This is a genomic window from Pseudomonas sp. FDAARGOS_380 (assembly GCF_002591235.1).
Classification (GTDB): domain Bacteria; phylum Pseudomonadota; class Gammaproteobacteria; order Pseudomonadales; family Pseudomonadaceae; genus Aquipseudomonas; species Aquipseudomonas salmasensis.
The window spans coordinates 1865770-1890417 of record NZ_CP023969.1 but is presented as its reverse complement, the minus strand read 5'-3'; the positions used below and the strand labels follow the sequence as shown (position 1 = coordinate 1890417).

Here is a 24648-nt window from a genome sequence, read left to right as displayed (position 1 = left end):
TTGTTGAAAGGGTTTTAGAGCTTTGCGGGCAAGTATAGGGACTTAGCCCTTCCTAAAGAACCCTTTGCACAAAATTTAACCAGCTGTGGATGAATCACAGACAATAGAAATTAAAAGAGAGAAATTTATTAAATCTTTGTTTTTATGTTTATTTATACTGAGCGAACTTTCTGTGGATAGATCTCTACAGCCCTTTATTTTCAATGTGTACAGCGATTCAAAACACTGTGATCATCTGCCAATGAGGCCCTTGGATAAGTACTTTAAGCCTGTGGATTAAACGGGTGGTTATCCACAGACGGGTTTTTACTCAGGTTTCAGGCCTTGTTATCAACTGGGCTCAGGAGCGGTTATTCACAGGGCTTAATCCACATAAACGCCACATTTCGTCCACGACAATGCTAGGAATTAATCCTGGGTAGGACAAAAAGAGATCTATTGTGGGAAAACACTGGGCCAGTTAATAATAGCGATTATCATTAACCTACCTTGTCGCGCCTATGCCTCCCTCTTCACATACCGCAGCGGTCCAGCACATCTATGAGCAACATCATTCGTGGCTTCGCGGGTGGCTCAAGGGGAAATTGCATAACGCCAGCGATGCAGCCGATGTGGCCCACGATACGTTCGTGCGCATGCTCGGTGGACGTCACGCAGCGCAGATTCTTGAACCACGGGACTATCTGGCGACCATCGCCAGAGGCCTGGTGATCGACCGCTATCGCCGGCATGCCGTCGAACAGGCCTACAGGCAGGTCTTGGCAGAGCGTCCTGAAGCCACTGCTATCAGTGAGGAAGACAAGGCAATCATCATCGAAACCCTGGTGGCTGTGGATAAAGCGCTGTCTGGGCTGGGTGAGCGGGCACGGCGAATTTTCATGCTGGCACAGATTGAAGGGCTGACTTATCAACAGATCGCCGATCAACTGCAGGTATCGCTGACCACCGTGAAGAAACACATGATCCGCGCCCTCACCGAGTGCTCCCTGCTCATGGCCAGCCGGTGATGGCCAGCCCCGACCGCAAGACATTCGAGGCCGCTGCCAGTTGGTATGTGCAATTCCAGTCGCAACCACCGACGCCCGAACAACATCAAGCCTGGCAGCAGTGGCTTAATCGTGACCCGTCCCATCAGGCGGCCTGGAACCAGATGGAGCAGTTGCAGCGCAGCCTCGGTGCCCTGCCCCCTGACCTCACGCGCCGCGCGTTATCCACCACGCAACAGCGGCGCCAGGTACTCAAGTGGATGCTGGTGCTCGGCGGCAGTGGCTATCTGGGTTGGAACGTTCAGCAACATACGTCGCTGCGTAACGTATGGGCTGATTACCGGACGTCGGTGGGCCAGAGGCGACGCATCGAGCTGGCCGATGGCACGCAGATCAATCTCAATACTCATACCGCTATCGATGTGGCATTTGACGGGCGCCAACGTTTGATTCGTTTGCGCGAGGGTGAAGTACTTATCCACACCGGCAAACGGGGTGGGCACTTACCGTTTTATGTAGAGACTCGCCAAGGCCGGGTACAGGCGCTGGGTACTCGGTTTACTGTGCGCCAACTGCCGGACGCCACGCGGGTTGGCGTCTTGGAAGAGCGGGTTGAAGTGTCCCCAGGCGACCAACCCGAACGTCACCGAATCCTTGGCGCGGGTGAGAGCGCAGAGTTTGATCGGGGCGATGTGCGCCCTACCCAGGGGTATGGCGGTATACAAGCAGCCTGGGTCGATGGGCAACTGATTGTGCTCGATGCTCGGCTGGGAGACGTTATCGATGAGTTGGCGCGCTATCGGCCGGGCGTCTTGCACTGCGACCAAGCGTCTGCGGGCCTGCGTGTTTCCGGTACCTTCCGTCTGGACTCAACCGATGCCGTCCTCGCTAACCTGCAAGCGAGCCTGCCGATTCAAGTGAAATACTTTACGCGCTATTGGGTGTCGGTCACCCGAATAGGCTGACCGAAAAAATAATCCACAGAGGGGTTATCTTTTTTTGACCTGGCGCGGCCCTACAGGTAATCACGACGCTACCTTCAGGGCTTACTCACCTATGCGCCTTCCCACCCCGCTCCGCAAACGGCTTTCCTGCCATGGTATGACCTACGGTCTGCAGCTCATCACCGCGACGACCGGTGTGTTGTTATCCACCGCCGTCATGGCCGCCAGCGCAACGCAACACTTTGCAATTGCCGCTGGGCCTCTGGACAAGGCCTTGAGCCAGTTTGCCGCCAGGGCCAATGTGATTCTGTCCTTCTCCCCCCAGCAAACCGCGCGTTTGAATTCGCCAGGGCTGCAAGGTGATTACTCGGTGGACCAGGGCTTTGCGCTGCTGCTGCAGAACTCGGGCCTGCAGGCGGTCGCACAGGCTCCCGGCAGCTATGTATTACAGGCGGCACCTGCTGGCCAACTGACTTTGGCACCTACCACCGTGAGCGCTTATCAACAGGGCGGTTTCAATCAAGAGATCGGCGGGGATGTAGGCTACAAGGCTCAGAACAGCCGCATCGGCACCAAGACCAGCACACCGCTGTCCGAGACTCCGCGTTCGGTGTCCGTTGTCACTGGCCAGCGTATCAAGGATCAGAAATCCCAGACCCTGACAGAAGTGTTGGGCTACGTACCGGGGATCTTCGCCCCACCGTTCGCGGCCGGCGACGGCTTGGCAGGCGATCTGTTTTTCATTCGCGGTTTCAACGCCACCGATTACGGCTACGGCCTGCTGCGAGATGGCCTGCGAGTTCAAGGCAATCGATACGACACCACCAGCGAACCCTACGGCCTGGAACGTGTCGAGATTTTCCGCGGCCCTTCTTCCTTGCTCTATGGCGAAAACGCACCCGGCGGCCTGGTTAACCTGGTGAGTAAACACCCGACTGCAACCCCGCAGGGCGAGGTGCAGGTGAGTTATGGTTCGAACAATCGACGCCAGTTGGGTGTGGATATCTCGGGCCCGCTCAACAACAGTGACAATATCCTGGGCCGAGTGGTGATGCTGGGGCGTAAATCCGACACACAGACCGATCACGTCCCGGACGATCGTCTGTATATCGCGCCATCCCTGACCCTGAACTTCGACGACTACAACACCCTGACGCTGCTGGCCAACTACCAGAAAGACCATACCAACCTGGAACTCGGCCTACCCGCAGCCGGCACTCTGCTTACAAATCCCAACGGCAAGCTGTCCAAACACACCCTGCTGGGCAACCCGGACTGGAACACCTTTGAACGCGAAGCGTGGAGCACCGGCTATGAGTTCAGCCACAGCTTCAATGACGATTGGCAGTTCCGTCAGAACTCGCGCTATATGCAGTCACGCATCAACCGGCATGAAACCTGGCCAGGCACACTCAATAACGGCGGCTTCGGCACCCGGCTGAACATGAACGCCTACGACCGCTACAACAAATCGATGGTCTATTCCCTGGATAACCAGCTCGAAGGCAAGTTCCAGGTGGGCGGCCTCGAAAACACGGTGCTATTGGGAGCCAGCTATGACCGAACCTCGTTCAATCAAGACTGGGATGCGGGTTTCGCCGGCACCATCGATGTGTATAACCCGGTGTACCTGCGTGACCCGCTCACTCCACTGGCGGTGCAAAACACCTTGCTTGAACAGCAGATGAAAGGCGTTTATGCGCAGGTCCAGAGCCAATACGACCATTGGCTCTTTCTGCTCGGCGGCCGCCAGGACTGGGTCGACAGCGACTACCGCGACAAGGTCCAGCCATCAAGCAATATCAACTCACAGGATCGTAAATTCACCTACCAGGGCGGGGTGATGTACCAGTTCGACAACGGCCTTACGCCGTATGTCAGCTATTCCACCGCATTTGTCCCCGTGCAGCAGATCTCCAATGCCGGCTCGCCGTTGAAACCGATCACCAGCAGCCAATACGAAGTGGGCGTTAAGTACGAACCGATCGGCTGGGATACGGCGATGACCGTGTCGGTGTATGACCTGCGCAAGCAGGACGATACCTACCTGGATGCCACCACCAACAGCTATCGCCAAGTCGGTGAAAGTCGTGCCAAGGGCGTGGAAGTCGAGGTCAACAGCAACATCAGCGCCAACTTCAACGTGACGGCGGCCTATACCTACACCGACGCCCGGATAACCAAGGATTCGGCCACCTCGCTGGTGGAAGGCCGTCAAATGACGGGCGTGCCGCGTAATCAGGCTTCGGTGTGGGGTAAATATCGCTTCCTGGATGGCCAACTCAAGGGTTTCTCCCTGGGCGGCGGTGTACGTTATTTCGACAGTACCTTTGCCTACACGGCGCCGACGCTCTACGGCAAGCTGGATGCAGGAAGCGTCACCTTGGTGGATGCGGCACTGGGTTATCAGATCAACCCACACTGGTCGGTGGACCTGAACGCCAAGAACCTGTTCGACAAGGAATATGTATCTGGTTGCAACGATGCAGGGCGTTGCTATTGGGGCGACAGCCGTACCTTGCTCGGTACGGTGTCCTATAACTGGTAGTCGTTGTGGATAACTCGACTATTTGCCGATGCAGAAGCTGGAGAAAATCCGCCCCAGCAAGTCATCCGAACTGAAAGCCCCGGTGATTTCACCCAACAGCTGCTGCGCTTGGCGCAGATCTTCAGCCAGCAGCTCCCCAGCCCCCGCCAAGGTCAGTTGGGCGCGCCCGTGCTCCAAGGCCGCGCTGGCATGACGCAGCGCTTCCAGGTGCCTGCGGCGCGCACTGAAGCTGCTTTCCGAGGTCTGTTCGTAGCCCATGCAGGCTTTAAGGTGTTCGCGCAGCAACTCCAGACCGTCACCGGCTGATTTCGCGCTCAAGCTGATGGTAACGTGGCCATCTTCACTGGTTTCCAGGGCGATGGCTTCCCCCGTAAGGTCGGCCTTGTTACGGATCAAGGTGACTTTGGCTGGGTCTGGCCGTTGTTCAAGGAATTCGGGCCACAAGGCAAAAGGATCCACAGCTTCCGGCGCAGTGGCATCCACCACCAGCAACACACGATCGGCTTCGCTGATCGCCTTGAGCGCACGTTCCACGCCGATCTTTTCCACCTGGTCGTCGGTATCGCGCAGACCAGCGGTGTCCACCACGTGCAGCGGCATACCGTCGATGTGGATATGTTCACGCAAGATATCCCGGGTAGTGCCGGCGATCTCGGTGACGATGGCTGCTTCGCGCCCTGCCAGGGCATTGAGCAGGCTGGACTTGCCGGCATTGGGCCGGCCGGCAATCACCACCGTCATACCATCGCGTAGCAAGGCGCCCTGCCCGGCCTCGCGCAGCACTGTGGATAACTCGTCGCGGACTTTATCCAACATCGCCAATACGTGGCCATCGGCCAGGAAGTCGATTTCTTCTTCCGGAAAATCAATGGCGGCTTCGACGTAGATGCGCAGACTGATCAACTGCTCGGTCAAGTTATGCACACGCAGGGAAAAAGCCCCCTGCAATGAACGCAATGCGTTACGTGCAGCCTGTGCAGAACTGGCTTCGATCAAATCGGCGATGGCTTCGGCCTGGGCCAGGTCGAGCTTATCGTTCAAGAATGCGCGTTCGCTGAATTCCCCTGGTCTGGCCAGGCGGCAACCCAATTGCAAGCAGCGCTGCAGCAGCATGTCCAACACCACAGGACCACCGTGCCCTTGTAACTCAAGGACATCTTCACCGGTGAACGAGTTTGGCCCAGGAAAATAGATGGCCAGACCCTCGTCCAATACGCTTTGGTCGGCATCCAGGAACTGGCCGTAATGGGCATAACGGGGTTTCAGCTCCCGGCCGCTGATAGCCTTGGCTGCCACGCCCGCCAACGGCCCGGAAATTCGAACGATACCGACGCCGCCTCGACCTTGAGCGGTGGCGACAGCAGCGATGGTTTCACGAGGAGCGCTCATCAGCAGGTTCCAGAACAAAAGTGACGGAAAGCAAAACGCCCCACTAGGGGGCGTCTTGAGTGGCTATCCACAGAGTAAATTACGCCTCGGCTTTTTGGGTAGCCGCTTCGATTTTACGTGTGATGTACCACTGTTGAGAGATCGACAACACGTTGTTGACCACCCAGTACAGTACCAAGCCAGCAGGGAACCACAGGAAGAAGAAGGTGAAGATGATTGGCATCATTTTCATTACCTTGGCCTGCATCGGATCCGGCGGGGTTGGGTTCAGACGCTGCTGGATGAACATGGTCGCGCCCATGATGATCGGCAGGATAAAGAACGGGTCTTTGATCGACAGGTCAGTTATCCACAGCATGAACGGCGCCTGGCGCATTTCCACGCTTTCCAGGAGTACCCAGTACAGCGACAGGAACACCGGCATCTGCACCAGAATCGGCAAGCATCCACCCAGCGGGTTGATCTTCTCTTTCTTGTACAGCTCCATCATGGCCTGCGACATTTTCTGCCGGTCATCGCCATGTTGTTCTTTCAGCGCGGCCAGTTTCGGGGCCACGGCACGCATACGCGCCATCGACTTGTAGCTGGCTGCCGACAGAGGGAAGAAAAGCCCTTTGATCAGCATGGTCAGGAAGATGATCGACCAGCCCCAGTTACCGACGATGCTGTGGATATGTTGCAACAGCCAGAAGATCGGCTGGGCAATGAACCACAGGAAGCCGTAATCCACAGTCAGTTCCAGACCTGGGGACAACTCTTTCAGTACGGCCTGGCTTTTAGGGCCGGCGTACAGGGTAGCGCTGGTTTCAGCCTTGGCACCTGGAGCGACGGTCAACGCCGGGCCAGTGAAGCCAATGATGTAGTTGCCCTGGCTGTCCTTGCGGGTTTGAACCAGGTTCGCGTCACCCTTGTTCGGGATCCAGGCGGTCACGAAATAGTGCTGCAGCCACGCTACCCAACCACCTTGGACGGTTTCTTTCAGCGTGCCCTTGTCGATATCTTTCATCGACACTTTTTTGTACGGCTCGTTACTTGTCCACAGGGCGGCGCCCAGGTAAGTCGCGGTGCCGGTGGCGGTGCTGGAAGACGGATCGGAGCTGGCGTCACGCTTGAGCTGGGCAAACAGGTTGCCGCTCCAGGCTTTGTCGCTGGTGTTGTCGATCAGGTAAGTGACCTTCAAATCGTACAAACCGCGGGTAAAGCTGAAACGCTTGATGTAGTTGACGCCGTCGAGGCTGAATTTCAGGTCGACGTTCAACTGGTTCTGGCCGTCTGCCAGTTGATAAGTCTTCTGTTCGGTCGAATAAACCGGACGACCGGTAGCACGTGCATCCGGACCATTGGTGCCGGTCAGGCCGCTTTGCGCCAGATAAGTACGTTCACCGCCGTTATCGAACAGTTGGAACGGCACATCCGGATGGTCTTGGCGACGAGGATAAAGCGGCAGCTTCAGCTGTGCGATATCACCACCCTGTGGGTCGATAGCCAGGTCGAGCACATCCGTTTTTACGTGGATGAGGTCTTTGTTGGTGACCACTGGCGTTTCTAACGGGGCACTTGTCTCGCCATTCGCGCTGGGAACATCGGCACTCGCGGACGCATTGTTACCCAGCGGGGTGTCCGGAATAGCCGGCGCAGCCTGATTGGTAGCAACATTCTGAGTCGGCAGGGCAGCCTGACCGTAGTCCTGGTTCCATTTAAGGACCATGACATAGGACACGATTGCCAGGGCGACGATCAGGATTGTGCGTTTAATATCCATGATTACTCGGCCATCGAAGAAGAACGGGAGGTAGGGATAGGTGGAACCGGGTCATAACCACCGGGATTCCACGGATGACAGCGACCTAAACGACGAAAGGTCAGCCAGCCACCGCGCAGAAGACCATGATTTTCTATGGCCTCTAACGCGTAGCAGGAACAACTGGGGTAGAAACGACAGTGGCTGGCCATCAGAGGACTAATGGCATAGCGATAAAACTGGATCGGAACGATTGCCAGTTTACGCATCAAGGCTGTCTACCCCTACAGTTTCGGTGCTGACTGCTGGTGCTGGCTTGTGGGTACGCGCCAAACGTTTCCAGAGCTTGCCGAAATGCTGAATCAATTCGGGGTTTTCTACATCACCCAAGCCTTTGCGCGCGACGATAACAATATCCCAACCAACCAGAGTGTCCTGGTGGAGGCGAAACGATTCGCGCATCAGACGCTTGAGGCGATTGCGCTCAACGGAGAGCTTTACGCTCTTCTTGCCGATCACCAACCCGAGACGGGGGTGATCAAGATCGTTGTTACGCGCAAGGAGCAGGAGATTTTTCCCCGGAACCTTGCCGGTGGGGGAGTCAAAGACTGCCTTGAAATGCCGGGGGGTTAGCAGACGCTTTTCCCGACTGAAGTCCTGACTCACCACCAGTACCGGATTATCAAACTGCCAGACGCGCACGACCTTTGGCGCGACGACGCGACAGGACAGCACGGCCGTTCTTGGTAGCCATGCGAGCACGGAAGCCGTGAGTACGGGCGCGTTTGATGGTGCTTGGTTGGAAAGTACGTTTCATGGCGTTGTTACCTGGTTCGTCCACAACGGGCCGGAATGGCCCCCGTTTTAAGAGACCGGCGATTCTAGAGAAAGCAAGCCTCTAGGTCAATTTCCAACCAGCTTTTCCTTTAATTAGATGTCGACGGGGTCCTGACGCCCTTCTCTCCGTTTGGCTTCCATCCGACATGCCATAGATATAAAAATAAAGAAGGAAGTTATTTAAAGCTTTTCTGTAAAGCTTATAAAAGCTAGAGGCGTGATCATCTGTGGATAACTACCTTCAGCCCTTGTTTTACGTGTTGTACAGAGAATGACAACACGGGGGAGAAGCGGTGCTCTGCCTGTGCTGCGCTATCGGATAAGCTGTGTGTGGAACAGGCAGTTATCCACAAGCCGGTTACCCACAGACTTTCGACCCCACTTGTACAACGAGCTTAGGTGGGTTTATCCACAGAGCTTATGCACAGACCACTGGTCGCATTTTTTGCGGTTAAGGCATTGATTTTGGGTGGCCTGTGAGCAACCTACATGTGGATAAGTGGACGGCTGGCCGCTACAATGGCGGCTGTTTTTGCCTCACCGGCTTTCAACTTAGGGGATATCCGTGTCAGTGGAACTTTGGCAGCAGTGCGTGGAGCTTTTGCGCGATGAGCTGCCTGCCCAGCAATTCAACACCTGGATCCGTCCGCTACAGGTCGAAGCCGAAGGCGACGAGTTGCGTGTCTATGCGCCCAATCGTTTTGTCCTCGACTGGGTCAACGAGAAGTACCTGGGCCGCGTTCTCGAATTGCTCGACGAACATGGCAACGGTCTGGCGCCTGCTCTTTCCTTATTAATAGGCAGCAAGCGCAGCTCAGCTCCCCGCGCCGCGCCGAATGCGCCATTGGCCGCCGCCGCGTCGCAAGCCCAAGCTGCAGTGGCGCCTGTCGCCGCAGCACCTGCACCGACAGCTGCGCCGTCCAAACCTTCGTCGCGCAAAAATGCGCCGGAGAATGAGGAGCCGTCCCGCGACAGCTTCGACCCGATGGCCGGTGCCAGCTCCCAGCAGGCGCCTGTGCGCTCCGAGCAACGCACTGTGCAGGTAGAAGGCGCGCTCAAGCACACCAGTTACCTGAACCGCACGTTTACCTTCGAAAACTTCGTCGAAGGTAAATCCAACCAGCTGGCCCGAGCGGCCGCCTGGCAGGTCGCCGATAACCCCAAGCATGGTTACAACCCGCTCTTCCTTTATGGCGGCGTAGGTTTGGGTAAGACGCACTTGATGCACGCCGTCGGTAACCACCTATTAAAGAAGAACCCGAATGCCAAGGTGGTTTACCTGCATTCGGAGCGCTTCGTGGCCGACATGGTCAAGGCCTTGCAGCTCAACGCCATCAACGAGTTCAAGCGTTTCTACCGCTCCGTTGATGCCTTGCTGATCGATGACATTCAGTTCTTCGCCCGCAAGGAACGTTCCCAGGAAGAGTTCTTCCACACCTTCAACGCCCTGCTCGAAGGTGGCCAGCAGGTCATCTTGACCAGTGACCGTTACCCGAAGGAAATCGAAGGCCTGGAAGAGCGTCTGAAGTCGCGTTTCGGCTGGGGCCTGACCGTTGCAGTCGAGCCTCCGGAGTTGGAAACCCGTGTAGCGATCCTGATGAAGAAGGCCGACCAGGCTAAAGTCGATCTGCCGCACGATGCTGCATTCTTCATCGCCCAACGCATCCGTTCCAACGTGCGTGAGCTGGAAGGCGCGCTCAAGCGGGTCATCGCTCACTCGCACTTCATGGGCCGCGATATCACCATCGAGCTGATTCGCGAGTCCTTGAAAGACTTGTTGGCCTTGCAGGACAAGCTGGTGAGTGTGGATAACATCCAGCGCACCGTGGCCGAGTACTACAAGATCAAGATTTCCGATTTGCTGTCCAAGCGCCGTTCGCGCTCGGTCGCACGTCCACGCCAGGTTGCCATGGCCCTCTCCAAGGAGTTGACCAACCACAGCCTGCCGGAAATCGGTGATGTGTTTGGCGGGCGCGACCACACCACGGTCTTGCACGCATGCCGCAAGATCAATGAACTTAAGGAATCCGACGCGGATATTCGCGAGGACTACAAGAACCTGCTGCGTACACTGACTACGTGATGACACCAGCGCAGCTTATTAAGGCAAGGGACTAGACCATGCATTTCACCATTCAACGCGAAGCCCTGTTGAAACCCCTGCAACTGGTCGCAGGCGTTGTTGAGCGCCGACAGACCTTGCCGGTGCTTTCCAACGTATTACTGGTGGTCGAGGGCCAACAGTTGTCCTTGACCGGTACCGACCTGGAAGTCGAACTGGTGGGTCGCGTCCAGCTCGAAGAGCCCGCCGAACCTGGCGAGATCACCGTGCCGGCGCGCAAGCTGATGGATATCTGCAAAAGCCTGCCTAACGATGCGCTGATCGACATCAAGGTGGATGAGCAGAAGTTGGTGGTCAAGGCTGGCCGCAGTCGTTTCACCCTGTCGACCTTGCCGGCCAATGATTTCCCTACCGTGGAAGAAGGTCCGGGCTCGCTGACGTGCAGTCTGGAGCAAAGCAAGCTGCGTCGCCTGATCGAGCGCACCAGTTTCGCCATGGCCCAGCAGGACGTGCGTTACTACCTCAACGGTATGCTGCTGGAAGTCTCTGAAGGCATCATCCGTGCGGTAGCCACCGACGGTCACCGCCTGGCGATGTGCTCGATGCGTGCCGATATCGGTCAGCCGGATCGTCACCAGGTGATCGTTCCGCGCAAAGGTATCCTTGAACTGGCGCGCTTGCTCACCGAGCCGGACGGCAATGTCAGCATCGTGTTGGGCCAGCACCACATTCGCGCGACCACCGGCGAGTTCACCTTCACCTCCAAGCTGGTAGACGGCAAGTTCCCGGACTACGAGCGTGTGTTGCCTAAAGGCGGCGACAAGTTGGTGGTGGGTGATCGTCAGGCTCTGCGTGAAGCCTTCAGCCGTACTGCGATTCTGTCCAACGAAAAGTACCGTGGTATTCGCCTGCAGCTGGCCAACGGCCAACTGAAAATCCAGGCCAACAACCCGGAACAGGAAGAGGCGGAAGAAGAAGTGGGTGTCGACTACAACGGCGCATCGCTGGAAATCGGCTTTAACGTGAGCTACCTGTTGGACGTGCTGGGTGTGATGACCACCGAACAGGTTCGTCTGATCCTGTCGGACTCCAACAGCAGCGCCCTGGTGCAAGAATCCGACAACGACGACTCGGCTTACGTTGTCATGCCGATGCGCCTGTAATCATGCTCAGCAGAAGCTAGATGTCCCTCAGTCGCGTCTCAGTCACCGCGGTGCGCAATCTGCACCCGGTGACCTTCTCCCCTTCCCCCCGCATCAATATCCTCCATGGCGCCAACGGCAGTGGTAAAACCAGCGTGCTGGAAGCCATCCACCTGCTGGGGCTTGCGCGTTCTTTCCGCAGTGCCCGCCTGTTACCCGTGATCCAGTACGAACAATTGGCCTGCACCGTATTTGGCCAAGTGGAACTGGCTGAGGGCGGTCATAGCAGCCTGGGGATATCGCGTGATCGCGGTGGGGAATTTCAGATCAGAATCGACGGGCAAAATGCGCGCAGCGCAGCGCAGTTGGCAGAGATCCTGCCGTTGCAGTTGATCAACCCCGACAGCTTTCGATTGCTGGAGGGTGCCCCGAAAATCCGCCGGCAATTCCTCGACTGGGGCGTGTTCCACGTGGAACCACGCTTTATGGCCACTTGGCAGCGCCTGCAGAAGGCCCTGCGGCAGCGGAACTCATGGCTGCGGCATGGTACACTTGACGCCGCTTCGCAAGCAGCCTGGGACCGTGAACTGTGCCTGGCCAGCGACGAAATAGATGAATACCGCCGCGCCTATATCAAAGCCTTGAAACCAGTCTTTGAGCAGACCTTGAGCGAGTTGTTGGACCTCGAGGGGCTGACGCTGAGTTATTACCGGGGTTGGGATAAAGAACGTGAGCTGAGTGCAGTGCTCGCAACGTCCTTGCAACGGGATCAGCAAATCGGCCACACCCAGGCCGGACCCCAACGCGCTGATTTGCGCCTTAGATTAGGTGCACACAATGCTGCGGATATCTTGTCCCGCGGCCAGCAGAAGTTGGTGGTCTGTGCGTTGCGTATCGCGCAGGGCCATTTGGTTAGCCAAGCTCGACGCGGTCAGTGTATTTATTTGGTGGATGACTTGCCGTCGGAGCTCGACGAGCAGCACCGCCGCTCGCTATGCCGCTTGTTGGAAGACTTACGCTGCCAGGTGTTTATCACCTGTGTAGACCACGAATTATTGAGGGAAGGCTGGCAGACGGAAACGCCAGTCGCTTTGTTCCACGTGGAACAAGGCCGTATCACCCAGACCCACGACCATCGGGAGTGAAGGCATGAGCGAAGAAAACACGTACGACTCGACCAGCATTAAAGTGCTGAAAGGTTTGGATGCCGTACGCAAACGTCCCGGTATGTACATTGGCGACACCGATGATGGTAGCGGTCTGCACCACATGGTGTTCGAGGTGGTCGATAACTCCATCGACGAAGCTCTGGCCGGTCACTGCGACGACATCAGCATTATCATCCACCCGGATGAATCCATCACCGTGCGTGACAACGGTCGTGGCATCCCGGTAGACGTGCACAAAGAAGAAGGCGTTTCGGCGGCAGAGGTCATCATGACCGTGCTCCACGCTGGCGGTAAGTTCGACGACAACTCCTATAAAGTATCCGGCGGTTTGCACGGTGTAGGTGTGTCGGTAGTGAACGCCCTGTCCGAAGAGCTGATCCTGACTGTCCGCCGTAGCGGCAAGATTTGGGAGCAGACCTACGTCCACGGCGTGCCACAGGAGCCGATGAAAATCGTCGGTGACAGTGAAACCACCGGTACCCAGATCCACTTCAAACCCTCGGAAGAAACCTTCAAGAACATCCACTTCAGCTGGGATATCCTGGCCAAGCGGATTCGCGAACTGTCTTTCCTTAACTCCGGTGTCGGCATCGTCCTCAAGGATGAACGCAGCGGCAAGGAAGAGCTGTTCAAGTACGAAGGTGGCCTGCGTGCGTTCGTTGAATACCTGAACACCAACAAGACTGCGGTCAACCAGGTGTTCCACTTCAACATCCAGCGTGAAGACGGCATCGGCGTGGAAATCGCCCTGCAGTGGAACGACAGCTTCAACGAGAACCTGTTGTGCTTCACCAACAACATTCCACAACGCGATGGCGGTACTCACCTGGTGGGTTTCCGTTCCGCGCTGACGCGTAACCTGAACACCTACATCGAAGCGGAAGGCTTGGCGAAGAAACATAAAGTCGCCACCACCGGTGACGATGCCCGTGAAGGCCTGACGGCGATCATCTCGGTCAAGGTGCCGGATCCGAAGTTCAGCTCCCAGACCAAAGACAAGCTGGTGTCTTCCGAAGTGAAGACCGCAGTTGAACAGGAAATGGGTAAGTACTTCTCCGACTTCCTGTTGGAAAACCCGAACGAAGCCAAGCTGGTCGTCGGCAAGATGATCGATGCTGCCCGCGCCCGTGAAGCCGCGCGTAAGGCCCGTGAAATGACCCGCCGTAAAGGCGCGCTGGATATCGCCGGCCTGCCAGGCAAACTCGCTGACTGCCAAGAGAAGGACCCTGCCCTCTCCGAACTGTACCTGGTGGAAGGTGACTCTGCTGGCGGTTCCGCCAAGCAGGGTCGCAACCGTCGCACCCAGGCCATCCTGCCGTTGAAGGGTAAGATCCTTAACGTTGAGAAGGCCCGCTTCGACAAGATGATTTCCTCCCAGGAAGTCGGCACCTTGATCACAGCGTTGGGCTGCGGTATCGGCCGCGACGAGTACAACATCGACAAGCTGCGCTACCACAACATCATCATCATGACCGATGCTGACGTCGACGGTTCGCACATCCGTACCCTGCTGCTGACCTTCTTCTTCCGTCAGTTGCCGGAGCTGATCGAGCGTGGCTATATCTACATCGCTCAGCCGCCGTTGTACAAAGTGAAAAAGGGCAAGCAAGAGCAATACATCAAAGACGACGACGCCATGGAAGAGTACATGACGCAGTCGGCTCTGGAAGATGCCAGCCTACACTTGAATGACGAAGCGCCGGGTATCTCCGGTGAGTCGCTGGAGCGACTGGTCAACGACTTCCGCATGGTCATGAAGACGCTCAAGCGTTTGTCGCGCCTGTACCCACAGGAGCTGACCGAGCACTTCATCTACCTGCCGGCCGTAAGCCTGGAGCAGTTGGGCGATCACGCCGCCATGCAGGATTGGCTGGCCCAATACGAAGTGCGCCTGCGTACTGTGGAGAAGTCTGGCCTGGTGTACAAAGCCAGCCTGCGTGAAGACCGCGAACGTAACGTATGGCTGCCAGAGGTCGAACTGATCTCCCATGGCCTGTCCAACTACGTCACCTTCAACCGCGACTTCTTCGGCAGCAACGACTACAAGACCGTCGTCACCCTCGGCGCGCAACTGAGCACCCTGCTGGACGACGGTGCCTACATTCAGCGTGGCGAACGCAAGAAGCAGGTCAAGGAGTTCAAGGAAGCCTTGGACTGGTTGATGGCGGAAAGCACCAAGCGTCATACCATCCAGCGCTATAAAGGTCTGGGCGAGATGAACCCGGATCAGCTCTGGGAAACCACCATGGACCCTGCTCAGCGTCGCATGCTGCGCGTGACCATCGAAGACGCCATTGGCGCAGACCAGATCTTCAACACCCTGATGGGTGATGCGGTCGAGCCTCGTCGTGACTTCATCGAGAGCAATGCTTTGGCGGTGTCTAACCTGGACTTCTGATTATTAGTGTAGGTTCACAGAAAAGCTGCACGCTTTCACAAATAGATGACCGGCCGGGCTTCAACCATGGCCCCTGTCGGTCACCATCAAGCCCGCCTTCGCGGGCTTTTTTTTGCCTGGAATTCCTGCCGGGGCGCCCTACTCCGCTCATTGGAAAATGATGCAGATGGGGGGATTTGAGGAAGTGATTTGATGGGGCGCTGGAAGTGCTGAGAGGGTCGGCGGGCGGATCTGAGCAGCAGAGAGATTGAGAGGACTTTAAAACTAATATTTGAACACCTTAATAGTTAATTAAGCGTACGTGTTAAGTATTAATTTGAACAATTTAGTATGGAAGTGGAATTTGGTGGAAGTTGCCATTTTGGATTTTTTGTAGATTTCGAAGGGATGTTGGAATAAGATCTATGACCAACTTTTCCGCTTTGCACTGAAGATTTTCAGCCAAATCAGCTGTTTGAAGCGAGAGCTTCAGACCTGATCCAAATTGCTCCAGCGATCACGAAGTGGCCGTTTAGAAATAAAGAGAGCAAGCCGATTGCTTTAGATTCTGATCAGTCATGAGAGTCATGACCAATGAGAGAAAAGGAGACCTGAAAATGTAGAAAAACGCGATCAATCCCGAGAGGACTGACCGCGCTTAGCGAAGCAGACTTGCGTCCTCAGAACCCGCAATGTCTGCTTTTTCGAAGCGACTGTCAATCCTCTCCCATTTTTTCGACCTTAGCGAGGTTACTCGACGGCACAGTGTTGCCTGTCGAAAGGCCTCACTTCGCCCGCCCTGCGCCTTGATTTTTTGGCGCAGCGTCGGCGCTCGTTTCGAGATTTTCGGAGGTGTTTCATGACAGTACGAAAGGTGGTCACGCGGCGGTCCAACCATTACCGCGGCTACTTCCCATCGCTCAAAAATAAAAAGCCTGTGCCCTGGGAGTCCCAGCTCGAAGGCGCTCTTTTTCGGCTTCTTGAGCTGTCTCCTGCGGTCATCGGCTACGTCCCGCAGCCCAGTGAGGAACGTGTTCCATCGCTCCAGGGCTACTTCAAATATTACCCAGACGTACAGGTTTTCCTCGCGGATGGGCGCGAGTGGTGGTTTGAAGTGAAGCCTCACGACCGACTGAAGATTGCCAGCGTCAGGCAGCGACTGGATGCCGCTGAGCGCTACTTCAACGCCACTGCCCGTAACTTTTCGGTGATCACTGAAAAGTTAATTGAAGCTGAACCCCTGGCTACCAATCTTAGAAGGCTGATGTATCACCGGCGCGGTCCAGAGCTTTCGCATCAGGCGTTGGAGGAGGTAATGGCGACCTTCAACGAATGGCCGCCTATGACCGTTGCAGATCTGCTCTACGTGGTTGGTGAGGGGAAAGCCTGGCGCTTGTTAGGCCTTGGGGTGGTGGGCATTGACCTTGATAGGTCAATTGACACTGACTCCCCGGTCTTCCTGCAAGGGGGGCACCGTCATGCAAACCTTTTCCCTTAGGGTGAAATTGGTCGTCATCGTTCGTGGCGTACTGATGGTGCTTGAGAAGAGGCTTATTGACCGGAAGCTGCTCTTTTTCGATGAGCTTGGTGAGCCCACGAAGCTATCCGAGAAGGAGTTCTATGAGGCCTACGAGAAGCGCGAGATCGAGATCTCCGCTGATCAGCCATACCTTGGGAAGGTTCCGTATGTGCGGAACGTCCCTCCAGATATTTCATGCTTCCCCAAAAAACATGGAGATGAGGCATTGCGTCGACGCAAGTATCTGGACGACCTAACTAAGCGCGGTAAATACAAGCTACCGGGTGACGAAGACATGATCAAGAAACTTAGAGATATCGCCAAAAAGATTGGGGATGCGTGCGCACCCTCGGTTTCCACTATTCGACGTTGGGCAGCCAAATACATTGGCCAGAACGTAGTAAAGCTTATCCCTCAGCATGCCAAAAAGGGTCGGGCTGCCGCGATACAGGGAGAGCTCGAAGTTATTCTTGAAGGGGTGATTAATAAAACCTACCTGCAGGATACGATTCCAGCGGTCAGCGTGGTCGTTTCAGAATTCGAAGATCAGATAAAAGAGAGGAACAAAAGTCGTTTGCCTTCGGATCAGCTCAAGATCCCAAGCGGAATGACTGTCCGAAGGTACATCGCCAAGCTGGATCCGTACCTTGTGGATAAGGAGAGGCTCGGAAAACACGCAGCAGACAAGAAGCACCGTGTTGCGGCGGGTGTCCTACGTGTCCATGAGATTTTGGAACGTTGGGAAATTGATCACACCTTGTTGGACGTCCAGCTTGTGGATGAAACCTCGGGGCTGTGCATTGGGCGCCCCTATCTGACGATCGTCCTCGACCGCTTCTCTCGAATGGTGATGGGATATTTGCTCCACCTGTCGGCGCCAAATACGGAAACCGTGCTTCGTGTGATCGAACGCTCAATCCGTCCAAAAGCCGAATTGCTGAAGCGCTTTCCGAAAGTGAGAAATGAATGGTGGGCACGTGGGCTGCCGGCTCGAATAGTCCCAGACAACGCAGCGGAATTTCACGCGGGCGATCTCATCATGGGATTCAACGAGTTGGGTATCGAGATCATGTATCCCGCTTCAAGGGCCCCTCAAAGGAAAGGTGCCGTCGAACGCTTTTTCAGCACACAGAACCTGGGGCTTATCCACAACCTCCCGGGTACCACCTTCTCGAATATCCAGCAGCGTGGCGATTACGACTCGGAGAAGAATGCATGTTTCACGCTCCCTCAATTGGAGGCGGTGGTAGTGAAATGGATCGTCGATGGTTACCACCAGACTCCTCATCGGGGGCTGGACAACAGAACACCGGCTCAAGTCTGGGGGACTAGCGAGGCGAACCATGTCATCAGCCTTCCCGTCGACCTGGACTCGTTGGAGTGCATTCTGGCCAAGCGGGCCTCGGTGAAGGTTCACCATTACGGCATCGAGGTTGCCAAAGTGGGCTACCACTCTACGGAACTTGCTGAGCTCCGTATGCGTTTGGCAGACGGAGAAAAGGTAAACGTCCGCTATCGAGACGAAGCCGGGCACGTTTGGGTTCACGACCGCTTCAGAAACTTGTTCTTCAAAGTGCCCGCCAAAGATGAGCGAATGGCCGGTAAGAGCAGGGAGGTGTGGAAGGCTGCCGAGAAAGCGCTGCGAGAAAAATATAATGAGCAGCCTAGCTTCGAGGCTACGCACAGGTGCTACCAGGAAATTATGGAAGATGCAGACGAGGCCCGCCGTTCGCAGACGCTCAGAAAACGACGCGCAGCTGCCATAGCGAAAATCGACAAGGAGGGTCGAGTGACCGAAAGCACGCCTCCACCCAAGGTACTCGCTGAAGTGGAATGGACCGGTGACTCTATTCCTAACATTCCGCCAGCAGCCTTCAAGGTCTCGGTTCGTCGCCCTGCTGGGAGTTCTAAGCCATGAACGCCATCAATCTGTACGAATGCTACGAGCATGGTGAATACAGCTTTACGCTCCGCGATCGTTTTATTCACAGCCCTCAAGTCGAGCGAGCGTTGACGCGACTAGGCGATATCCACGGCGATAGTCGGCGTACCAGAGCAAGTAAAGGGTTGCTGATCCAAGGTCCAAGCGGAGTGGGCAAGAGCACATTGGTCAAGGAGTACATTCGGTCATTGGAGGAATTGGAGAGCCATGACCCACAGAAGCGGACAGTTCTGTTCGTCGAGATGCCTTCGTCTCCAACCAAAAAGAACCTGGCAGCAGCCATTTTGGCAGAGCTGAAGGATCCCTTCGCAGAGGCACGAGGACATTCGGCAGAGGTTAAATTTGCGCGAGTAGTCCTGCTGCTGAAGAACCTTGGCGTGGAGATGTTGGTCCTCGATGAGGCGCAGCACCTGGTCGATTATCGTCGTAATGGTGCGTATGAGGCAGCAGACTGGATCAAGAGTCTGATGAATGAAACCAGTATCGCGTTTGTTCTGATTGGGCTGAAGCGCACCGAAAATCTCCTGCTAGCAAACGAGCAACTGCGACGCAGGTTTTCGGCCACGGTGGCATACGATCGCTTCACCTTCTCCGCTAATACGTCTCTTCATTTCGTGATGTTGTTGCAGGCAATCGAGGGCGAACTGCCTGTTCAAACCATAAGTTTTGTAGAGCCAGCGATGATTAAACGCTTCTACCTGGCTTCCTATGGATTGATCGACTACCTCATCAAGATTGTGGACAGGGCTGTTTGGCTGGTTCAAGTCCAGGACCTTGTCGGGATTGAACTTCCTGTGCTGGCCCAGGCTTTTGAAGACGAGGTTTGGAGCTACGCCACCGAGGATCGAAACCCCTTCAGTGCGAGCTTCAATTTCCAGCCTCTGTTCGGGAAGCGGGAGCCGTTTGAGACGTTCGAAGAGAGCAGTACCTGACGGCCAAGGGCCGGGCTTATCGGCCCGGCTCTACTCCCCTGATTTTTATGTCTTCGATTTCATGGATGTGTAGGAATGTTTGGTCTTTTAATCAACCCACGACCACACCAAGACGAAAGTCTTTTGGGGTACCTGCAGCGCCTGGCGAAAGCCAACGGATTACCCAGAAAGGAACTGCTCACCGCCTTTGCACGAGCCGACGAGACCGATGTTGCGGACTGGCTGCAGATGATGGAAGGACCACTGAGCTGGCCTGCGGTATCTGCTGAGTTTCGTGATCCAAGGCCCAAGGGGGTCAAGTTATGGACGACTCATCACGCTCGTTACTGTCCGATCTGTTTGGGCGAAGCCGGTTATTGGAGAGAAAGCTGGGGCTTGACCCTGGTTACGACGTGTTCTGTCCACGGCACTGAACTCCACGGGCGGTGCCCCAACTGTCTGAAGGAAACCGATCCAAGCGCAATGAGTGCGAATAGTTGCCAAGCGTGTGGCACCTCATTGAGTGGGACCAATTTTGAGATCGCGCCGGCGAGTGATACGGCCGCCTGGCTCACCTCTGGCTTTGAAGATAGGTTTTACGCCGACTCGTTGCCAGCTGACGCGGGATTGGCGGCCCTCACCTACGAACAGTTTCACGAGTTGTCATCGCGTCTCGCTGTCAGAAGTTTGCCTACGGAAAGAACCCAGCCGCTGAAGGTTGCTGATTCGGGTTCGCTAGAGATATCGCGGCTTATGGCAAACGCGGCGGGCGTGGTTCTCATGAACTGGCCTCTCGCATTCAGAGAACTGCTGAGTGGCCTCAAGGCAGTCCATTCCGATAACGAACATTGGACGCTCAGCAGATCGTTCGGCCCGATATACCACGACATCCACCGTGATCTGGATGACTCTTGTTTTGACTTTCTTCGTCGAGAGTTCGAATCATTTCTGCAGCATGCGTGGGAAGCACCGTTAGCGAAGCGAAATCGCAATTTGAGTGAGGAGACGATTGAGAGACATCGTTGGGTGTCGTTCGATTCTGCTGCTGAAGCTTGTGGTCTCGGGGTATCAGTCATAAAACGCCTTCATCAGGAGGGACAAATCGCCTATCGGGAGAAGGTCCATGAAGATCGAGTCTTTACGGTCGTGGACCTGGATCATTTGAAGGCAATCTCGCAGCATCTCCAGGGCGTGGCTGATATGAAAGAAACCTCGACTTTGCTAAGCCTCTGTCGCAATCGGGTTAGGCAGCTGCTAGCTGGTGGTACCCTCCAGTTCTTTGGTGGAGAACCGCGCCCAGGCGAAAGGTGGCTGATTGACTGCCGCTCGATCAACGAATTGATTGATGAGAAGCTGCCTACCAGCTCTGACCAGAGCCTGGTGTCGATCAACTACTTGGCCAAGCATTCTCTGCCCAAGGGGGGTGGGTTGGTCGAGTTGGTTCAGGCAATACGTGCAGGTGAACTTCGCGCTTACGGCCCAGCTGAGAATGGCTCGGTTGCGGTAGGGGCGTGGTTACTCAAGCCGCAAGATTTTGCAGCGTGGCAACAAGCCCGAGCTGAGAACAAGAGTCCGGTCTTTCCCGGCCTGTCGGTAGTCAAGGCTGCTGCGCTGTTAGGCGTCAAAGAACAATGCGCATACGCGTTCGTTCGACTGGGTCTGCTATGGAGCACTGCTGTCGAACGAGGCCGGCGTACGCAATTGATGGTTAAGCCTCAAGCCATCGACAGATTCAGGCGTGGCTATATCTTGGGACCGGAGATTGCGGTGTATTTGGGGAAGTCGACCAGGGAGGCGTTCAAGCACCTTTGGGAGGCCAGGTTTCGCCCCGTTGCGGGGCCATCCATTCCAAACGCGGCTTGCCGGCAGTACGTTTGGGTAAGAAGCAAAAAGCTGATCGATTACCTCGCAAGTGAAGCCGCCCAGATCGACGATCCTGAAGCCATCACGTTTTTATCCACACCGATCGCTCAGCCTCGTGATTGCCGATTCAGGCATGTGGGATCAAGATAGTTAGCACGCTTTCTTTCTTGATTGCTAAAATCATCGAACCCATTTTGGAGAATCTTATGTCCCGTCTCGCTGAATTCCGCCTGCTCGAACAACAGCTCGCAGCCCAACTGGCGGAGCTGGAAGCGCTGAAAAATGACTCTGCCCTGAAGCAGGAAATGGAATTTGAAACGAAGCTGCGCAGTTTGCTCAACGAGTATGGCTACGGCCTGCGCCAAGTGGTGCTGATCCTCGATCCGCAAGCGGTGGCTTCCACTGATATGGCCCCAAAAACCTCTCGGAAACCACGCGAAGTAAAGGTCTACAAGAATCCACACAGCGGAGAGGTTGTTGAGACCAAGGGTGGTAATCAGCGTACGCTTAAGGCCTGGAAAAACGAGTATGGCGCTGAGGTAGTCGAGTCTTGGCTCGCCAATTGATTGCACTGCAGGCGGCTTCTGGCACGAGATGAATCGTGGTGCGCCCCGAATGCAAATTCCCATTCTGGGGCGTGACGAAATTTTCTGCGGGTGGTGGTGACACACAGTTTATGCGCATTAAATAGAGGTCCACTTCAAAAAATGGACTCTCCAAAATGCGGAATGCTCTCGTCTCAATCTCAGTGAACACCATCGCAAGCCTCCTGACTGCGCTTGTGCTTCACTGGATCACCCGTCCTCTTTCCGACCTCTCCATTCAGCCAATCACGGCCTCAAACTCTGGATCCAAGAGCTCTTCGTGCTCTTCGTAGATGAGAAATCTGGACCAGACAGCACGTTTCTGAACCACCCCATCAGAGCAAGCGTTCCCCTGGATTGAGCTATCTGGTGACGATTCGTTGAGTTTCTTCTCACTGCTAGGAAGAGCTCTGATTAAAAATTCGTGCTTCCTCAGAGGCTTAGCGATGGTGTCTGTAGAGGCTTTTCTGGAATGACGAGTAAGCTCCTGATGGAGGCGTTTTCTGCACTCCATCCCTCACGGGGACCGCTTGTCAAATCGAAAGGCCCTGCTATACAGTTCTTGTCAAAGGATTTGTCAAATGATGTAGAATCCGGTCCCTCGTTGGGCGCGGTGGAGGAGTTAACATGTCAGAACGCGAAGGGGTCTTAGCAAGGGCGCCGCTTATCTATGCGTTGAGCGTAATCAGATTTGCCCCGATTCTTAAGCTGCCAAAGCTGATCCCAGACATTCAGCACACGATCCGTCAGAGCCTCCCGGGCTTCTTCCAGATGGTCAAGGGCGTGCCGCCTGGAGTGATGCACAGCGGAGAACCGAATTCTTGGGCGTTCCTTAATCGGGATGCTGACTACGCGTGTGTGCTGGCCATGGATCACATGATCCTGCAAAGCACAAATTATCTTCATTTTGATAACCACTTAGCGCTTTTCCGTGAGTGCATTGAGGCGCTGGTAGGGCAAGCAGGTGCATTGGATATCACCGCTATCGGGATGCGGTACGTCGATAAAATTGAACCAGCTGAAGGTGAGACCCTAGCCGACTACCTTCCGGAAGCCATGCTCCCACTTAAATGCGATGAGCTAGCGGCGCATGGGAAAGTCCCCAAGGAGCAGCTTGGAATCTCTACTACCACCTACCATCTAGATCCGGAGTATCTGCACATCAGATGCTGGCGGCAGACTGGTATGTGGATACCGGAAGATTTGGTCGAGCCGGCCATGGTTTTCGAAATTGCTAAGCAATCGAGGAATTCATCCAAGCATGGTGCTCCTCTGCAAGGTGCATTTGTGCCTGTTAGCGAAAATGGTGCTCTTCTCGATACGGATGCGCATTGGCCGCTGCAGTTAGCCGAACGACTGGGAACCGAGGAGATCTGCACGAGACTCGACGGTTTGCATAAGACTGCTAACTTTGCTTTTAGGACAGTCGCGAAAGATCATGCCTTTGAGGTTTGGGGGAAGGCGAAATGACTACAGCAATGAATGGGCAATGGATTGATCCTACCGGGGCTGCTGTAAGCAGATCTTCTACTTGGGAAAACCCTGAAATTGCTCCGCGTGTAGGTAGCACGACAGCAAACCCTGTATTGGCGATTGCTTTCACAGCGATGCTGGCCGTTTCGGTAGTAGTCGCTCCTGGGACTGCCTCCCTGCCCTATCCACAACTTATCGGCTCAGCAGGCATGAGCTTTCATGGCGTGCATGCTGGTGCCTGGACCGAGGTGGACACCAGCCAGGATGCCAATGTTACCGAAGACGTAGCGCCGGCCTTAATCGAGGAGCTTAGGAGCGACTTCAAGTTGTCAGATAGCTCCATCGCGCAGATCTTCAACGTGTCTCGTCAGACCGTGTACAATTGGCGGACTGGAAAAACCGCCACTGGTTTTCCCGAGAGGCTTGCGGCTTTAACTGAGGCGTTGCGCCAAGTTAACGCCGAAGAAGCGCAGTATCTGCATCGGGTGCTTTTCTATCCAACCGCCGATGGCCGCCTGATTCAGGATGCGCTTTCGGATGAAGCGTGGAATCGAAATGGCGCTAAAGGTGTGTACGGAATGGTTGCGGAGTTGGCTGGCAAGGCGCAGCAGCTACGTGATAGGGACCTCAAAACCATCGCCAGGTTAGAAAAATCGGGCGGTTCGAATTTGGTTTGATTATGGCTGATACACCTGAGCAAGAGATCGTAAGTGCCATTAGCGCTGCTGGTTGGCTGCAAGGAGATACCGTCTCAGGTGACGCCTTGATTGAACACATATCCGAGGAGGTCCTGAAAGGCCAATTCGAGGGGGTGGCTCCAGCTTATTGGATGTTGGCCTCCCATTCCTGCACGGTGCATGCACGCAACCTTTGTGATGCGCCGTGGATAGAGTGGATTGCCGTTAAGGTAAAGAAAAAGGCCTTTGATAAGCAGCTGCACGCCCTCAATCCACGTACGCTGCACCTGCAGCACGCGGAAAAGCAGGTTTTGGAGCTCAAGATTCACAAGCGTGTGTGGACCAAGAGAGCCGTGCTTCCGACGCTCCACCGAAATCCGGTAATCACGCTGAGCGAAGAAAACGGTCAGTATTTCTCATACTGGATGTCCCACTGTTGCCGCTGACCGAAAACTGACCCAGTAGAGGCTCTTCTGCCGACTGA

20 protein-coding genes are annotated in these 24648 nt (G+C 55.4%); 15 read left to right on the top strand and 5 right to left on the bottom strand.

Annotation, left to right across the window (positions count from 1 at the left end; all coding sequences use genetic code 11):
- Positions 1 to 500 precede the first annotated feature (500 nt).
- The 3 genes from CRN80_RS08845 (at position 501) to CRN80_RS08835 (ending at position 4478) form a co-directional block, all read left to right on the top strand.
- Positions 501 to 1007, top strand: coding sequence for a sigma-70 family RNA polymerase sigma factor (locus CRN80_RS08845; RefSeq protein WP_098949976.1), 507 nt, complete (start codon positions 501 to 503; stop codon positions 1005 to 1007).
- Positions 1007 to 1951, top strand: coding sequence for a FecR domain-containing protein (locus tag CRN80_RS08840; RefSeq protein ID WP_098949975.1), 945 nt, complete (start codon positions 1007 to 1009; stop codon positions 1949 to 1951). The genes CRN80_RS08845 and CRN80_RS08840 overlap by 1 nt, the downstream gene beginning before the upstream one ends.
- Before the next feature lie 136 nt (positions 1952 to 2087).
- Positions 2088 to 4478 (top strand): TonB-dependent siderophore receptor, encoded by a 2391-nt coding sequence (locus tag CRN80_RS08835; protein WP_169918573.1) that lies wholly within the window; start codon positions 2088 to 2090, stop codon positions 4476 to 4478.
- A gap of 18 nt (positions 4479 to 4496) precedes the next feature.
- Here CRN80_RS08835 and mnmE read toward each other — a convergent pair whose 3' ends face one another.
- The 5 genes from mnmE to rpmH all read right to left on the bottom strand — a co-directional run bounded on the left by mnmE (position 4497) and on the right by rpmH (position 8425).
- Complete coding sequence (gene mnmE, locus CRN80_RS08830) at positions 4497 to 5867, bottom strand: tRNA uridine-5-carboxymethylaminomethyl(34) synthesis GTPase MnmE (protein WP_056790746.1); 1371 nt, start codon at positions 5865 to 5867, stop codon at positions 4497 to 4499.
- Between the two features lie 79 nt (positions 5868 to 5946).
- Positions 5947 to 7629: a membrane protein insertase YidC gene (gene yidC, locus CRN80_RS08825; protein ID WP_003195904.1), complete on the bottom strand. Its 1683-nt coding sequence runs from the start codon at positions 7627 to 7629 to the stop codon at positions 5947 to 5949.
- Positions 7630 to 7631: 2 nt separating this feature from the next.
- The gene (yidD, locus tag CRN80_RS08820) at positions 7632 to 7877 is read right to left on the bottom strand and encodes a membrane protein insertion efficiency factor YidD (protein WP_019816912.1); all 246 of its coding nucleotides are present in this window, start codon (positions 7875 to 7877) and stop codon (positions 7632 to 7634) included.
- Positions 7870 to 8277 (bottom strand): ribonuclease P protein component, encoded by a 408-nt coding sequence (gene rnpA / locus CRN80_RS08815; RefSeq protein ID WP_020302575.1) that lies wholly within the window; start codon positions 8275 to 8277, stop codon positions 7870 to 7872. The genes yidD and rnpA overlap by 8 nt, the downstream gene beginning before the upstream one ends.
- A gap of 13 nt (positions 8278 to 8290) precedes the next feature.
- Complete coding sequence (rpmH, locus tag CRN80_RS08810) at positions 8291 to 8425, bottom strand: 50S ribosomal protein L34 (RefSeq protein WP_003213577.1); 135 nt, start codon at positions 8423 to 8425, stop codon at positions 8291 to 8293.
- 585 nt (positions 8426 to 9010) lie between these two features.
- Here rpmH and dnaA point away from each other — a divergent pair.
- From dnaA to CRN80_RS08750, 12 genes are all read left to right on the top strand, one after another.
- Positions 9011 to 10528: a chromosomal replication initiator protein DnaA gene (gene dnaA, locus CRN80_RS08805; RefSeq protein ID WP_032894380.1), complete on the top strand. Its 1518-nt coding sequence runs from the start codon at positions 9011 to 9013 to the stop codon at positions 10526 to 10528.
- A gap of 38 nt (positions 10529 to 10566) precedes the next feature.
- Positions 10567 to 11670, top strand: a complete 1104-nt coding sequence (gene dnaN, locus CRN80_RS08800; RefSeq protein WP_003187250.1) for a DNA polymerase III subunit beta — start codon at positions 10567 to 10569, stop codon at positions 11668 to 11670.
- 20 nt (positions 11671 to 11690) lie between these two features.
- Positions 11691 to 12794, top strand: coding sequence for a DNA replication/repair protein RecF (gene recF / locus CRN80_RS08795; RefSeq protein ID WP_003187251.1), 1104 nt, complete (start codon positions 11691 to 11693; stop codon positions 12792 to 12794).
- Between the two features lie 4 nt (positions 12795 to 12798).
- Entirely contained in the window at positions 12799 to 15216 is a 2418-nt protein-coding gene (gene gyrB, locus CRN80_RS08790; protein ID WP_003187253.1) for a DNA topoisomerase (ATP-hydrolyzing) subunit B, read from the top strand.
- Positions 15217 to 16054: 838 nt separating this feature from the next.
- On the top strand, positions 16055 to 16693 hold the full coding sequence (locus CRN80_RS08785; RefSeq protein WP_011953077.1) for a TnsA endonuclease N-terminal domain-containing protein: 639 nt from the start codon (positions 16055 to 16057) through the stop codon (positions 16691 to 16693).
- Positions 16674 to 18632 carry a DDE-type integrase/transposase/recombinase gene (locus CRN80_RS08780; RefSeq protein WP_016497347.1) on the top strand — a complete coding sequence of 653 codons (1959 nt, stop codon included), beginning with the start codon at positions 16674 to 16676 and terminating at the stop codon, positions 18630 to 18632. Before CRN80_RS08785 ends, CRN80_RS08780 begins: the two co-directional genes overlap by 20 nt.
- Complete coding sequence (locus CRN80_RS08775; RefSeq protein ID WP_010951429.1) at positions 18629 to 19588, top strand: TniB family NTP-binding protein; 960 nt, start codon at positions 18629 to 18631, stop codon at positions 19586 to 19588. Before CRN80_RS08780 ends, CRN80_RS08775 begins: the two co-directional genes overlap by 4 nt.
- Before the next feature lie 75 nt (positions 19589 to 19663).
- Positions 19664 to 21580, top strand: coding sequence for a TniQ family protein (locus CRN80_RS08770; protein WP_010951430.1), 1917 nt, complete (start codon positions 19664 to 19666; stop codon positions 21578 to 21580).
- Positions 21581 to 21636: 56 nt separating this feature from the next.
- Positions 21637 to 21996 carry a histone-like nucleoid-structuring protein, MvaT/MvaU family gene (locus CRN80_RS08765; protein WP_010951431.1) on the top strand — a complete coding sequence of 120 codons (360 nt, stop codon included), beginning with the start codon at positions 21637 to 21639 and terminating at the stop codon, positions 21994 to 21996.
- 645 nt (positions 21997 to 22641) lie between these two features.
- The gene (locus tag CRN80_RS08760; protein ID WP_010951432.1) at positions 22642 to 23484 is read left to right on the top strand and encodes a TIGR04255 family protein; all 843 of its coding nucleotides are present in this window, start codon (positions 22642 to 22644) and stop codon (positions 23482 to 23484) included.
- Entirely contained in the window at positions 23481 to 24164 is a 684-nt protein-coding gene (locus CRN80_RS08755) for a transcriptional regulator (protein ID WP_126404318.1), read from the top strand. Before CRN80_RS08760 ends, CRN80_RS08755 begins: the two co-directional genes overlap by 4 nt.
- Before the next feature lie 2 nt (positions 24165 to 24166).
- A complete protein-coding gene (locus CRN80_RS08750; protein WP_244175871.1) occupies positions 24167 to 24610 on the top strand; it encodes a hypothetical protein in 444 nt (147 codons plus the stop codon).
- Positions 24611 to 24648 lie beyond the last annotated feature (38 nt).